This window comes from Acuticoccus kalidii, assembly GCF_021556395.1.
Taxonomy (GTDB): Bacteria; Pseudomonadota; Alphaproteobacteria; order Rhizobiales; family Amorphaceae; genus Acuticoccus; species Acuticoccus kalidii.
The window spans coordinates 41,577-54,829 of the sequence record NZ_JAKGCS010000007.1 but is presented as its reverse complement, the minus strand read 5'-3'; the positions used below and the strand labels follow the sequence as shown (position 1 = coordinate 54,829).

Below are 13,253 nucleotides of genomic sequence, written 5' to 3'. Positions count from 1 at the left end.
CGCGACCGGCGCCCCGTCCCCGCGCGGATAGCGGCCCCGCGACAATCGCGCGGGGACCGCGTGGCCGATCAGATGATCGCGTGCCGCACCTTCGCCGACACCCATTCCGAGATGACGACGGTTGCGAGGATGACGACGAAGATCATCGTCACCTGCGGCCAGGCGAGGACGTTCAGCGAGGCTTGAAGCTGAAGGCCGATGCCGCCAGCACCGACGAGGCCGAGGATCGTCGATTCGCGGATGTTGATGTCCCACCGGAAGACGGCGATGCCGAAAAAGGCGGGCAGCACCTGGGGGACGATCGCGTAGTCGATCACCTGCGCCCCGGAGGCGCCGGTGGAGCGCACCGCCTCCACCTGCTTCTCGTCGATCTCCTCGATCGCTTCATAGAGAAGCTTCGCGACGAACCCGATCGAGCGCAGGCCGATCGCGATGACGCCGGCGAGCACGCCCGGCCCGATGATCGACACGAGGAGGAGTGCCCAGATCAACGAGTTGATCGACCGCGAGGCGACGATGATGAAGAGCGCGATCGGGCGGACGATCAGCGTGCTCGGCGTCGTGTTGCGGGCGGCGAGGAAGGCGATCGGCACGGCGATGATGATGCCGAGAACGGTGCCGAGCGTCGCGATGTTGAGCGTGTCCCAGAGCGGCAGGAGAAGCCGTTCGATATAGGACCAGCGCGGCGGGAACATCCGCGAGCCGATATCGGCGGCCTGGCGCGGCGCGTCCTCCACGAAGGCCCAGATCGTGTCGCGCGTCATCACCTGCCAGCAGAAGACGAACAGCGCGACGAGGCACAGCCAGCCGAACCAGATCAGAAGCGACTGACGCGAGGTGCGATGACGCCAGACAGGCGCACCGTCGATGGTGGCGACCGGCATCGTTATTGAACCCACTTGCGCACGGTGCTCGAGCCATACTCGGCGACCATGACGATTGCGATGATGATGAGGAGGATCGCACCGGCCGAATCGAATTCGTACCGGTCGATCGCGGTGTTGAGCGTCGCCCCGATCCCGCCCGCGCCGACGATGCCGATCACCGCCGATTCACGGAAGTTGATGTCGAGCCGGTAGAGCGAAAGGCCGATGAGGCGCGGCATCACCTGCGGCTGGACCCCGTAATTGACGAGCTGCCACCAGGACGCCCCCGTTGCGCGGACGGCCTCGACCTGGCGCGCATCGATGTCCTCGATATCCTCGGCGAGGAGTTTGGCGAGGAAGCCGATCGTCGCGAAGGAGAGCGTCAGGAAGCCGGCGAAGGGCCCGAACCCGAACATCGCGACGAAGAGGATCGCGATGATGATCTCCTGCAGTGCGCGCGACAGGGCGATGATCGCCCGGCACACGGCATAGACCGGAAGCGGGGCGAGATTGCGCGCCGCGCCGATGCCGATCGGAATGGAGATGATCACGCCGACGACAGTGGACGTCACCGTCATCGTCAGGCTTTCGACGAGGCCCTGGCTGATATCGCTCCAGCGGGAGGTGAAATCCGGCTGAAGGAACCCCTGGACGAAGCGCCAACCGCGTTCGAGACCGGTATAGACACGCACCCAGTCGACCTCGATCGAGGCCATCGCGGCGATGAGATAAAGGACGAGGCCGCCATAGATCGCGATCCGCCAGCGCTTGTCCTGGATGAGGATCGGTGGCCGGCGCCAGACGCGCGGCGTCGTCGTCGTCATGCAAGCCCCTCGAGACGCTCGACCATTTCGCGTTCGGAGTGGTGCTCCGGCTCCTCGTCGCCGCTTCGGCGGCGCATCGCGGTCCAGTCTTCCTCGCCGTAGATCCGGGTGAGCGCCGCTTCGTCGAGCGCGTCGGGCGCACCGTCGAACACGAGTTCACCGGCCCGCAGCCCCAGAATGCGCTGCGTGAAATCCTGGGCGAGGACGACGTCGTGAATGTTGATGATCGCCGGAAGGCCGCGCTCGCGGCAAATTTCGAGGATCAGGCGCATGATCTGCCGGCTCGTCTTCGGATCGAGCGAGGCGGTCGGCTCGTCGACGAGGAGGAGCTCGGGATCCTGTTCGAGCGCGCGGGCGATGCCGACGCGCTGACGCTGGCCGCCGGAGAGCGCGTCGGCCCGCTTGTCGGCATGGTCGCCGAGGCCGACCCGCTCGAGGAGCGCGAACGCCTTGTCGACGCTCTCCTGCGGAAAGCGGCGCGTGAAGGAGCGCCAGAACGGCACGTAGCCGAGGCGGCCCGACAGGACATTTTCCATCACCGTCAGACGCTCGACGAGGGCGTATTCCTGGAAGATCATCCCGATCCGCCGGCGCGCCCGACGCAGTTCGGAGCGCGACAGGCGCGTGATGTCGCTGTCGCCCATCTTCACCGCACCCGAGGTCGGCTCGACGAGGCGGTTGATGCAGCGGATCAACGTCGACTTACCGGCGCCCGACGGGCCGATGAGGCCGACGACCTGGCCCGACGGCACCGAAACGGAGACGTTCTTGAGCGCTTTGTCGCCGGTCTTATAGGTCTTCGTGAGGCCCTCGATGGTGAGCAAGGTCGCGGTCTCCAGAAATGTCGTCGGGTTCGGTCAGACGAAAATGGCGGGCCGGGGCGGTCCGGCCCGCCATCAAGAAGGGCTTACTGGCAGTCGTAGGAAACGCCGTTCGCCTCGTCGATCTTGCGGATGACCTCCCATTCCTTCTGGAAGGTGATCGGAATGAACTGCGCCTCGCCGTTGCGCTCGAATTCCTTCTGGAGGGACGAGCCTTCCCAGTCGAAATTGAAGAACGCGTCCTGGATCTTCTGCTGCAGCTCAGGCTTCAGGTTGTAGACCATGCCGTAGCCGGTCGTCGGAAAGGTCTGCGAGGTGTAGAGCACCTTGAGCTGGTCTTCGCTCACGACGTCACGTTCGATCATGCGCTGCTTGACCGAGTTCGCGATCGCAGCCGCCGGATAGTCCTTGTTGGCGACGCCGAGGACGGAATTGTCGTGCTTGCCGGAGAAGACGGGCTCGAAGTCCGTGCCGGCCTCGAGGCCGTAATCGGCCTTCAGGATCGCCGACGGCGCCTTGAAACCGGAGTTCGACGTTTCGGACGTGAAGGCGAGTTCCTTGCCTTTGATATCCTCGACCGTGTCGATGCCGGAATCGGGATAGGTGATGATTTCCATCTCGTAGCCATACGAGCCGTCTGCGCTGGCCATGATGGTGAAGGGGCGGAAGCCGGCGCAGGCGACCGCGAGCGGGTTCGACCCGGTGTTGAAGCCCGCGATGTGGAGGCGCCCGGCCCGCATCGCCTCGATCTGCGCGGCGTTCGACTGCACGGGGAAGAATTGAACCCGCTTGCCGGTCTGTTCTTCGAGATAGGTCAGGAAATCGGACCAGGCTTCTTTGTAGACTGCCGGATCTTCGACCGGCGTATACGCGAAGATCAGCGTGCTCGGATCGATCTGTTGGGATTCGTCGGTCGGCGTGTCGGCGACGAGATCGCCGTCATTGTCCTGATAACGGCTGTCCAACTTGAACTCGGCGAGCGCCGGCGTCGCGAACAGCGCGACAACGGCAACGGATGCGAGAATGCGCTTCATAGAACCTCCCTATGTCCAGCTCTGCGGCTGAATTAGCAGAAGCCTGCCAGCGTGTCTGACCAAAAGCCAGACCCTGGCGGCCCGAATGTCACGAAACTGTCACGAAACCAGACCGAAAGAAACATGCCGATCTGCGAAAGCGGCAGGAAATGCAACGCGATAGACTGGACTCCGCTCCCGGTTGTCATAAATTGATGACGAAAGACGCACTGAATGCGTATATTGACCTCCCGGGGAGTGGCGACGCGTCGCTGGCGGAGCACGACGTTTTCCGCATTTTCGCGAAGTTCTCCCCCATTTCTGACCCAGGTGAGACGTGGAGACCCTGATCAACCTCGCCGGCGCCGTCGCGCTGCTCTTATGGGGCATTCGCACCGTGCGTACGGGAGTCGAGCGATTGTTCGGCTCGCAGATCGAAACGCATATCGCCGTTCTGACCGGCCGCAGGCTTTCGGCTTTCGGTCTCGGGGCGGGCGCTGCGATGGCGCTTCAATCGGGCACCGCCGTGATCCTCATGGCGGCGAGCTTTTCGGCTGGCGGGGTGCTCGCTCTTCCGGCGGCGATCGCGGCCGCGCTTGGCGCCGAGGTCGGCTCCGCCCTCGCGGTCACGATCCTCAATCTCGACATCGCGCTTCTCGCCCCGCTGCTCCTCTTTGTGGGGTTCGTCACCTTCTCCTCCGCGAGCGGCCGGGGCCAGAAGCATGTCGGCCGGATCACCCTCGGCCTCGCCTTCATCCTGACGGCCCTTCAGCTTCTGTCCGCCGCGACCGCCTCGCTCAGCGAGAGCGCCGCCGCCGCGCAGATCATTCAGGTTCTGAGCGCCGAGCCCTTGGCGCTCGTCCTGATGACGGCGCTGTTCACGTGGATGGTCCACTCCTCGATCGCGATCGTCCTCATGATCGCGACCCTCGTCGCGGCCGGCGGGCTGCCGCATGATGGCGGCCTGTGGATGGTGATCGGCGCGAATGCCGGCGCGGCGCTGCCCGCGCTGATCGCGGGATGGACGATCGGCGGCCGGGCGCGGCAACTCCTCGCCGGCGCGGTGTTCCTGCGCCTATGCGGCGTCGCCCTCGGCGCGCTCGTCCTGGCGACGCCGGCGCTCGCGTCCCTCCAGATCGTCGAGTTCGCCGCTTCCCATGTCGTGATCGCCCACCTCGCCCTCAACCTCACGGTCGGGCTCGTGATGCTGCCCTTCGTGGCCACCGTCGCGCGGATCGTCGAGGCCGCCCTGCCCTTGCCGCCTGCGCCGGCGAACGGCGCCGAGCGGGCGGCCGAAAACATCTTCCTCGCGCCGGAGGATGTCGCGCGTCCCGAAACGGCGTTCCTCAACATCGCCAACGAAACGTCACGCGTCGCCCACATGGTCTACGAGATGATCGGCGGCATCTCCGACCTCTTCCGCGATCCGGAGGCGGACCAGCGGATCAAATCGCTGGAGGAGGACGTCGACCAACTCTATCGCCAGGTGACGCTCTACATGGCCTCGATCAAGCTCGACGAGCTCGACGAGGATGCCCGTCAGCGCTGGTTCGAGCTGTTCGAGTTCATCACCCACCTCGAGCATGTGGGCGACATCATCACCCACAACATCGTCAATCTCGCCCGCCGCAAGCGGAAGTCCGGGATCGAGTTTTCGCGCGAGGGCGCGCACGAGCTCGAAGCGCTGACCCTCGAGCTCAGCGACATCTTCCGCCATGCGCAGGCGGTCTTCCTGTCGCGCGATCCGCACCGTGCGCGCGAGCTCGTCGCCGCCAAGCGCCGCTTTCGCGAACATACGCTGCAATCGCAGCGGCGGCACGCCTTCCGCCTGTCGAGCGGCGTGAAGAGCAGCGTGTCGACCTCGCGCATCCATCTCGACCTTCTGCGCGAGCTGCAACGCATCAACTCGCATTTGACGGCGGTCGCCTACCCGCTTTTGAAGGATCCGGCCGGCGAGCCCCTCACCCACTGAGCGGCGCGCGATTTTGCACCCTCCGCGCGCTTGATGCGCCGCCAACCGTTCTGCACAACCCGGTGGTCCCGCCACGGGACGGAGCGGACGGAGGGCGCGATGGAGCGGAACGGCACGGCGAACGCGGACGAGATCGGCAGACGCCTCGCCGCCGGTGAGACGACGGCGCGCGCCCTCGCAGAGGCGGCCCTCGCCGCGATCGCGGAGAAGGCCGATCTCGGCGCCTTCATTTCCCATGGCGCCGCCCCCGGGGCCTTCATCGTCCATGGCGAAGGCGTCCTCGACGCGGCCGATGCATCGGACCGCCGCCGCGCCGAGGGGCAGACGCTCGGCCCGCTCGACGGCATCCCCGTCGCCATCAAGGACAATCTCGCCATGGCCGGGACGCTGACGACGGGCGGCCATCGTGCCGCCGGCCTCACGCCGGACACCGAGGACGCCCACGTCGTCGCGCGTCTCAAGGCGGCCGGGGCGGTCATCGTCGGCAAGACGAACCTCCACGAGGGCGCGCTCGGCGCGACGACCGACAATCCCCATCATGGCCGCGCAATCAATCCGCTCGCCGCCGGCCATACGCCCGGCGGGTCGAGCGGTGGCTCCGCCGTCGCGGTCGCGGCTGGGATCGTGCCGATCGCAATCGGGTCGGACACCATGGGATCGGTGCGCATTCCGGCGTCGTATTGCGGTCTTTACGGGTTGAAGCCGGGCCGAGGGCGGATCGGCCGCACGGGGATCGCCCACCTGTCGCCGACGCTCGACGTGATCGGACCGCTCGCATCGACCGCGCACGATCTCGCGACGACCCTGCGCGTTCTCGACGCCGAGGATGGGCGCGATCCCGACTGGCTCCCGCCGGCGGCGCGCACACCCGCATTGGAGCGCCGCGCGGGCCGCCTCACAGTCGGTATCGTCGCCTGCGATGACGTCGCGCTCGACGCGGCGACGCGGGAGGCGTTCGCACGCGCCCGTGACGCGATCGGCCGCTTCGCCGAGGTGCGCGAGGTCCGCCTTGCCGGATGGTCGCCCTCGGCCGCGCGGCGTGACGGGCTCCTCATCATCGAGGCGGAGGCGTGGGCGCTGATGGCGGGCGCGATCGAGGCGACGCCCGAGCGGTTCGGCGCCGCGTTCGTCGAGATGGTCCGTTATACCGAGCGGATGAAGGCCGAACGCCTCGCCCGCGCCTATATGAACGCGCGCACGGCCGGCCAGGCCGCAATCACCGCTTTGGCCTCGGTCGACATTTTGATGCTGCCGACGACGCCGCAGCGCAGCTTTGCCCATGACGACCCGGTTCCGGTCGATCAGGCCGACCTCACCGCCCTCGCGAACCTGTCGGGCCTGCCGGCGGTGGCGCTCCCGGTGCCGGCCGGGGACGGCGGATTGCCGGCGAGCGTGCAGCTCCTCGGCCCGATGTGGAGCGAATATCGCCTGATCGAACTCGCCCACCATCTCGGCCACACCCTTTCAAGGGCATGATGCGGGCGACGACGGGGCCGGGATCACCCGGCGCCGTCGTCACTTTCATGGCCGTCAGGCGCTCTCTTCCATCACCTCGTCGGAGATGAACCCACCCGACTGACGCGACCACAGACGCGCATAAAGGCCACCCGCCTCGGCAAGCGCGTCGTGCCGCCCCTCCTCGACGATCCGGCCATGGTCGAGCACCACGAGGCGGTCGAGCGAGGCGATGGTCGACAAGCGGTGCGCGATCGCGATCACCGTCTTGCCCTCCATCAGCGCGAAGAGGCTTTCCTGGATCGCCGCCTCGACCTCCGAATCGAGCGCACTCGTCGCCTCGTCGAGCACCAGGATCGGCGCGTTCTTCAAGAAGACGCGCGCGATCGCGATCCGCTGCCGCTGGCCACCGGAGAGCTTCACGCCCCGCTCGCCGACATGGGCGTCGAAGCCGGTGCGCCCTTCCCGGTCGCTGAGGCCGGCGATGAAGTCGAGCGCATTCGCCCGCCGCGCCGCCTCGACGATCTCCGCCTCGCTGGCGTCCGGCCGGCCATAGGCGATGTTGTCCCGGATCGAGCGGTGGAGGAGCGCCGGATCCTGCGTCACGACGCCGATCGCCGCGCGCAGCGAATCCTGACGGACCGTCGCAATGTCCTGCCCGTCGATCAGGATACGCCCCGCCTCCAGGTCGTGAAGGCGCAGGAGAAGGTTCATCAGCGTCGTCTTGCCCGCGCCGGACGGGCCGACGAGGCCGATCTTCTCGCCAGGCCGCACCGTGAGGTCGAGATGGTCGATCACCCCCTTCGCCTTGCCGTAATGGAAGCGGATCCCGTCGAACACGATCTCCCCGCGGTCGACGACCAGCGCCGGCGCCGCGTCCCGGTCGGTGACGGTCGGCTCGCGGGACATCATCGTCTTGCCGTCGGCGATGGTGCCGATCGATTCGAAGAGCATCGTCATTTCCCACATCACCCAGTGGGACAGGCCCTGGAGACGCAGGACCAGTGTCACCGACACCGCGATCGCGCCGAGTGAGATCGTCTCCGCAAGCCAGAAGCGCACGCCGAGAAAGCCGACGGCGAAGAGGAGCGCGGCGTTCAGGAGATAGTTGACGACGTGGAAGCCCGAAATCAGCCGCATCTGACGGTGGACGGTGACGAGGAAGCCATCCATCGCATCGCGCGCATAGTCCCGCTCCCGCCGCGCGTGGGAGAACAGCTTGACCGTCTGGATGTTGGTGTAGCTGTCGACGACGCGGCCGGTCATCGTGGAGCGCGCGTCCGCCTGTGCCTCCGAGGCGCGGCCGAGCCGTGGCACGAAATAATAGAGCGCCAGCCCATAGGTGGCGGCCCAGACGAGCATCGGCACCATCAGCCGCCAATCGGCCTGCGCTGCGACGATGAGCATGCCGATGAAATAGGCGGTGACGTAGGCGAAGATATCGCAGACGCGCATCACGGTATCGCGCACGGCGATCGCCGTCTGCATCACCTTCGTGACGATGCGGCCGGCGAACTCGTCGCTGAAGAAGCTCATCGGCTGCCGCAGGAGCTGCCGGTGCACGAGCCAGCGCACCACCATCGGATAATTGCCCGCGAGCGTCTGGTGGACGATCAGCGTCTGAAAGAAGACGAGCGTCGGCAGAACAAGGAGGACGATCGCGCCGATCAAAGCGAGCGTCCATCCCTCCTCGGCGAGGAAGGTCGTGCGGTCGCGTTCGGCGAGCCAATCGACCAGCGTTCCGAGGAATCCGTAGAGAAAGGCCTCGCCGAAGCCGATCAGCACCGCGAGGAACGCGGTCAGCGCGACCCACGGCCAAACGTCCCGCGTGTAGTGCCACACGAAGTTGAAAAAGTTAGCGGGCGGGGTCTTGGGTTCGCGGGCCGGATAGGGATCCACCAGCCGCTCGAAGCGTCTCAACATTCTTGCCTCCGTAGGCGACCGATATAGTCATCCGAAGAGGCGAAGCGAATGATGCTTTTCGAAAGGATCGGTGTCCAAACCGTGACGGCGGGCGCCGTCGGTGGCGGAGCGCCTCGCGCCGCCCCGCCATTGGTCCGGACGAGGCCCGCGCCTCGCCCGTCACGCTGTGATCAATAGATCACGACACCGCGAATGCTCTCCCCATGGTGCATCAGATCGAAGCCCTTGTTGATATCCTCGAGGGGCATCGTGTGGGTGATCATCGGGTCGATGTCGATCTTGCCCTGCATGTACCAGTCGACGATCTTCGGCACGTCCGTGCGGCCACGCGCGCCGCCGAAGGCGGTGCCGCGCCAGGAGCGGCCGGTGACGAGCTGGAAAGGACGCGTCGAGATCTCCTGACCCGCGCCCGCGACGCCGATGATGATCGATTCGCCCCACCCTTTGTGGGCGCATTCGAGCGCCTGACGCATCGTCGTGACGTTGCCGATGCACTCGAACGAATAATCGGCCCCGCCTTTGGTGAGCTCGACGATCGCCTCGACGACGTTGCCGACCTCCTTCGGGTTGACGAAATGGGTCATCCCGAACTTCTCGCCCCAGGCCTTGCGGTCCGGGTTGATGTCGACGCCGACGATCATGTTCGCGCCGACCATGCGCGCGCCCTGGATCACGTTGAGGCCGATCCCGCCGAGGCCGAACACCACGACATTGGAGCCGGGCTCCACCTTCGCCGTGTTGACGACGGCACCGATCCCGGTCGTCACCCCGCAGCCGATATAGCAAACCTTGTCGAAGGGTGCCCCGGGGTGGATCTTCGCGACCGAGATCTCCGGCAGAACGGTGAAGTTCGCGAAGGTGGAGGTGCCCATATAATGGAACACCTTCTCGCCGTTGATCGAGAAACGGGACGATCCGTCCGGCATCAGACCCGCGCCCTGGGTGGAGCGGATCTTCTGGCAAAGATTGGTCTTCGGGTTGAGGCAGTATTCGCACTCCCGGCACTCGGGCGTGTAGAGCGGGATCACGTGGTCGCCCACCTTCACCGACTTCACGCCCGGCCCCACCTCGCGCACGATCCCCGCGCCCTCGTGGCCGAGAATGGCCGGGAAGATCCCCTCCGGGTCGGCCCCGGAACGGGTGAACTCGTCGGTGTGGCAAATCCCGGTCGCCATCACCTCGACGAGGACCTCGCCCTCTCGCGGGCCGTCGAGCTGAACCGTCGTCACTTCGAGGGGCTTGCCGGCCTCGAAGGCCACCGCTGCGCGCACGTCCATCGTCGTCCTCCATCACGAACTTTTCGACAAGTCTCCGAAGATGACGGCCTACGCAAGTCCCGTCGGCGGCCGGGCTCGAAAAGAACGTGTACGTGCCCCGCCGCGCCGCATGAGCCGCGGCGATCGGCTCTTCCCGCCTCGTCGCCTTATCGATAATGTCCGCCGCAAACACGAGAGAGGAACGCCTTGTCCACCCATCCCAACGCGACGCCGATCCTGCAATTCGGCACCAGCCGCTTTCTCCAGGCCCACGCCGACCTCTTCTTCTGCGAAGCGAATGAGCCGAGGCGCGTGACGGTCGTTCAATCGTCCGGCGACGCGGCCCGCGCGCACCGTCTCGCCGGCCTCACGCGGGAGGGTGGTTATGAGGTGCGCATTCGCGGCCTCTCCGATGGTGCGGTGGTCGACGAAACACGGCGCGTCGACAGCGTGACGCGCGCCCTCTCCACCGCGACCGATTGGGACGAGATCGTCCGCATCGCCAGCGAAGAGGCGCAAATCATCCTCTCCAACACCGGCGATGCCGGCTTCGAGCCGAAGCCGGACGACGAGGCGCCCGAACCCGCCCAGGCGATGAGCTATCCGGCAAAGCTCTTCCACGTCCTCGCCGCGCGCCATCGCACCGGCGGCGCCCCCGTCACCATCATGCCGACCGAGCTCATTTCCAACAACGGCGCGGTCCTGAAGGCGCGCATCATGGAGATCGCGGCGGCGAACCGGGCCGATGATGGGCTTCTCGCCTTTCTGGAGGGCTGCATCTGGGTCAACAGTCTCGTCGATCGAATCGTTTCGGAGCCGCTCGAGCCTGCGGGCGCGGTGGCGGAGCCCTATGCGCTCTGGGCGATCGAGAAGACGCCCGGCCTCGTGGCGCCCTGCCTCCACTCGGACGTCAAATTGGTCGACGATCTGAAGCCCTATGAACGGCTGAAGCTCTATATCCTCAATCTCGGCCACAGCGCGCTCGTCGATCTCTGGCGCCAGCGCGGGGCGCCGGAGGCGGAGGTCGTGCGCGAGATCGTCGCCGGACCGGACCGGGCGGCGCTCGATGCGCTGTTTGCCGAGGAGATCCTGCCCGGTTTCGCGGCAAAGGGGATGGGCGAGGAGGCGCGCGCCTATCTCGCGACGACGCTGGAGCGGATGGAAAATCCCTTCCTCGATCACCGCCTCGCCGACATCGCCCAAAATCACCGCCAGAAGGTGATGCGGCGCATGAAGGCCTTCCGCGAGTGGGTCGGACCGGAGGCGCTGCCGATGCCCCGTGTCGGCGCGATCATCGACCGCGCCGCCTGAGGCGCGCCTCTCAGGCGTATTCGATCGCGCCGGTGATGAGGCCCGTCACCTCCTCCGGCGAGGTCGCCCCGACCGGCTTGTCGGCCACCTTCTCGCCGCGCCGCAATACGGCGACGCGGTCGCATACGGCGAAGACGTCCGGGGCGCGGTGGCTGATCAGGATCACCGCGATCCCCGCATCCCGCAGGCGGCGGATCAACTCCAGCACCTCGGCGACCTGGCGCACGCTGATCGCGGCGGTCGGCTCGTCGAGGAGCACCACCTTCGGCTCCGACAGCCGCGTGCGGGCGATCGCGACGGCCTGACGCTGGCCGCCCGACATGCGCTTCACGAGTTCGCCGGGCCGCGTCTCGGACTTCAGCTCCGCGAAGAGTTCGCCCGCCCGCGCCTGCATCTTCCCCCGGTCGAGAAAACGGAACGGGCCGAACCCGAAGGTGATCTCGCGCCCCAGGAAAACGTTGAGCGCGGCGGTGAGATTGTCGCACAAAGCGAGATCCTGATGGACCATCTCCACCCCCTCCTCCCGTGCGTCGGAGGGGCGGCGAAAATGGACCTCGTGGCCGTTGAGGCGGAGCGTCCCCGTCGTCGGCGCGAAGGTGCCGGCGATGATCCGGCAAAGGGTCGACTTGCCCGCCCCGTTGTCCCCCATCAGGCCGACGACCTCGCCGGGCTCGACCGCGAAGTCGATGCCGCGGATCGCCTCGATCGCGCCGAACCGCTTGGTGATGCCTTCGAGTTCGAGAACCGGTGCCATCGCTCAGCTCCGACGCAACGCCGCGCGCTGGTCGACCGCCACCGCGAGCACGAGGATGAGGCCGATCAGGATCTGCTGCACGAAGGACGACACGTTCATGAGAACGAGCCCGTTGCGCAACACCCCGATCAACACGACGCCGACGACCGTGCCGAAGATCGACCCGATCCCGCCGAACAGCGACGTGCCGCCGATGACGACGGCGGCGATGACGTCGAGCTCCAATTGCAGACCGGCGACCGCCTCGGCCGAATTGAGCCGGGCCGAGAGGATGAAGCCGGCAAGTCCCGACAGGAGCCCGACGATCACATAGGCCGAGAAGGTCGCCCGGCGGATCGGTACCCCGTTGAGCTCGGAGGCGGCGCTGTTGCCGCCGGTCGCGTAGATCCACAGCCCGAAGCGGGTATAACGCAGCACGATGTGCGCAACCGCCGCGACGAGCGCGAACACGATGACCGGCACCGGAACGCCGTAGATGCGCCCCTGCCCCCACCACACGAAGGCCGGAGAGAAGCCGCTGATCGGCCCGCCGCCGGAGAAGATCAAGGCGAGCCCGCGAAAGGCGGTGAGGCCGCCGAGCGTGACGACGAAGGGCGGCACTCTCAGCCGCGTGATCGCCGCCCCCTGCATCGCACCGCACGCCGCGCCGACCGCCACCGCCGCGAGCACCGCAAGGATCACCGGGTTGCCCGCCGCCGCCGCCGCGCCGACCGCGAAGCGATCGTCGAGCCCGCCTTTTGCGACATAGGCCCCGACGAGCCCGGCGAGCGCCACCACGGAGCCGACCGAAAGGTCGATCCCCGCGGTCAGGATCACGAACGTCATCCCGACCGCGACGAGGCCCATGATTGAGACCTGACGCAGGATGTTCATGAGGTTCAAGGGATGCAGAAAGCGCGGCTCCAGGACCGCGAACAGCACCACCAGGAAGAGCAGGAAAAGCGGCGCGGCAAAGCGCGCCAACAGGCCGACATAGTCGATGCTCGGCCGGCCGAGTTCACGCGTCGTCATCAAGTCCTCGAACATGAAAGGCACCGCTCCCGCGACGGAGAGCGGTG

At 66.7% G+C, this 13,253-nt stretch carries 11 protein-coding genes; 3 read left to right on the top strand and 8 right to left on the bottom strand.

Annotated elements, in window-relative coordinates:
- Window positions 1–68: 68 nt before the first annotated feature.
- The 4 genes from phnE (L1787_RS03875) to phnD form a co-directional block, all read right to left on the bottom strand.
- On the bottom strand, window positions 69–884 hold the full coding sequence (gene phnE, locus L1787_RS03875; RefSeq protein ID WP_235707222.1) for a phosphonate ABC transporter, permease protein PhnE: 816 nt from the start codon (window positions 882–884) through the stop codon (window positions 69–71).
- A gap of 2 nt (window positions 885–886) precedes the next feature.
- Window positions 887–1,690, bottom strand: coding sequence for a phosphonate ABC transporter, permease protein PhnE (gene phnE / locus L1787_RS03870; protein ID WP_235707221.1), 804 nt, complete (start codon window positions 1,688–1,690; stop codon window positions 887–889).
- Window positions 1,687–2,514, bottom strand: a complete 828-nt coding sequence (gene phnC, locus L1787_RS03865) for a phosphonate ABC transporter ATP-binding protein (RefSeq protein ID WP_235707220.1) — start codon at window positions 2,512–2,514, stop codon at window positions 1,687–1,689. Before phnC ends, phnE (L1787_RS03870) begins: the two co-directional genes overlap by 4 nt.
- Before the next feature lie 83 nt (window positions 2,515–2,597).
- Window positions 2,598–3,545 (bottom strand): phosphate/phosphite/phosphonate ABC transporter substrate-binding protein, encoded by a 948-nt coding sequence (phnD, locus tag L1787_RS03860; protein WP_235707219.1) that lies wholly within the window; start codon window positions 3,543–3,545, stop codon window positions 2,598–2,600.
- A 316-nt stretch (window positions 3,546–3,861) separates the two neighbouring features.
- Between phnD and L1787_RS03855 the strand changes: the two genes are divergently transcribed.
- The gene (locus L1787_RS03855; protein ID WP_235707218.1) at window positions 3,862–5,496 is read left to right on the top strand and encodes a Na/Pi cotransporter family protein; all 1,635 of its coding nucleotides are present in this window, start codon (window positions 3,862–3,864) and stop codon (window positions 5,494–5,496) included.
- Window positions 5,497–5,595: 99 nt separating this feature from the next.
- Window positions 5,596–6,972: an amidase gene (locus tag L1787_RS03850; protein ID WP_235707217.1), complete on the top strand. Its 1,377-nt coding sequence runs from the start codon at window positions 5,596–5,598 to the stop codon at window positions 6,970–6,972.
- Between the two features lie 54 nt (window positions 6,973–7,026).
- Here L1787_RS03850 and L1787_RS03845 read toward each other — a convergent pair whose 3' ends face one another.
- On the bottom strand, window positions 7,027–8,874 hold the full coding sequence (locus tag L1787_RS03845) for an ABC transporter ATP-binding protein (RefSeq protein WP_235707216.1): 1,848 nt from the start codon (window positions 8,872–8,874) through the stop codon (window positions 7,027–7,029).
- Between the two features lie 170 nt (window positions 8,875–9,044).
- Window positions 9,045–10,151, bottom strand: a complete 1,107-nt coding sequence (locus L1787_RS03840; RefSeq protein WP_235707215.1) for an S-(hydroxymethyl)glutathione dehydrogenase/class III alcohol dehydrogenase — start codon at window positions 10,149–10,151, stop codon at window positions 9,045–9,047.
- 186 nt (window positions 10,152–10,337) lie between these two features.
- Here L1787_RS03840 and L1787_RS03835 point away from each other — a divergent pair, with 186 nt between their 5' ends.
- On the top strand, window positions 10,338–11,441 hold the full coding sequence (locus tag L1787_RS03835; protein ID WP_235707214.1) for a mannitol dehydrogenase family protein: 1,104 nt from the start codon (window positions 10,338–10,340) through the stop codon (window positions 11,439–11,441).
- A 10-nt stretch (window positions 11,442–11,451) separates the two neighbouring features.
- Here the strand turns inward: L1787_RS03835 and L1787_RS03830 are convergent, their stop codons facing one another.
- Window positions 11,452–12,195, bottom strand: a complete 744-nt coding sequence (locus tag L1787_RS03830; RefSeq protein WP_235707213.1) for an ATP-binding cassette domain-containing protein — start codon at window positions 12,193–12,195, stop codon at window positions 11,452–11,454.
- Window positions 12,196–12,198: 3 nt separating this feature from the next.
- The gene (locus L1787_RS03825; RefSeq protein WP_235707212.1) at window positions 12,199–13,206 is read right to left on the bottom strand and encodes an ABC transporter permease; all 1,008 of its coding nucleotides are present in this window, start codon (window positions 13,204–13,206) and stop codon (window positions 12,199–12,201) included.
- Window positions 13,207–13,253: the final 47 nt, after the last annotated feature.

What these genes read in the sequence shown, in the direction of transcription:
- phnE (WP_235707222.1), bottom strand. Translation starts at nt 884, where the DNA reads ATGCCGGTCGCCACCATCGACGGTGCGCCTGTCTGGCGTCATCGCACC.
- phnE (WP_235707221.1), bottom strand. Translation starts at nt 1,690, where the DNA reads ATGACGACGACGACGCCGCGCGTCTGGCGCCGGCCACCGATCCTCATC.
- phnD (WP_235707219.1), bottom strand. Translation starts at nt 3,545, where the DNA reads ATGAAGCGCATTCTCGCATCCGTTGCCGTTGTCGCGCTGTTCGCGACG.
- L1787_RS03850 (WP_235707217.1), top strand. Translation starts at nt 5,596, where the DNA reads ATGGAGCGGAACGGCACGGCGAACGCGGACGAGATCGGCAGACGCCTC.
- L1787_RS03845 (WP_235707216.1), bottom strand. Translation starts at nt 8,874, where the DNA reads ATGTTGAGACGCTTCGAGCGGCTGGTGGATCCCTATCCGGCCCGCGAA.
- L1787_RS03840 (WP_235707215.1), bottom strand. Translation starts at nt 10,151, where the DNA reads ATGGACGTGCGCGCAGCGGTGGCCTTCGAGGCCGGCAAGCCCCTCGAA.
- L1787_RS03830 (WP_235707213.1), bottom strand. Translation starts at nt 12,195, where the DNA reads ATGGCACCGGTTCTCGAACTCGAAGGCATCACCAAGCGGTTCGGCGCG.
- L1787_RS03825 (WP_235707212.1), bottom strand. Translation starts at nt 13,206, where the DNA reads ATGACGACGCGTGAACTCGGCCGGCCGAGCATCGACTATGTCGGCCTG.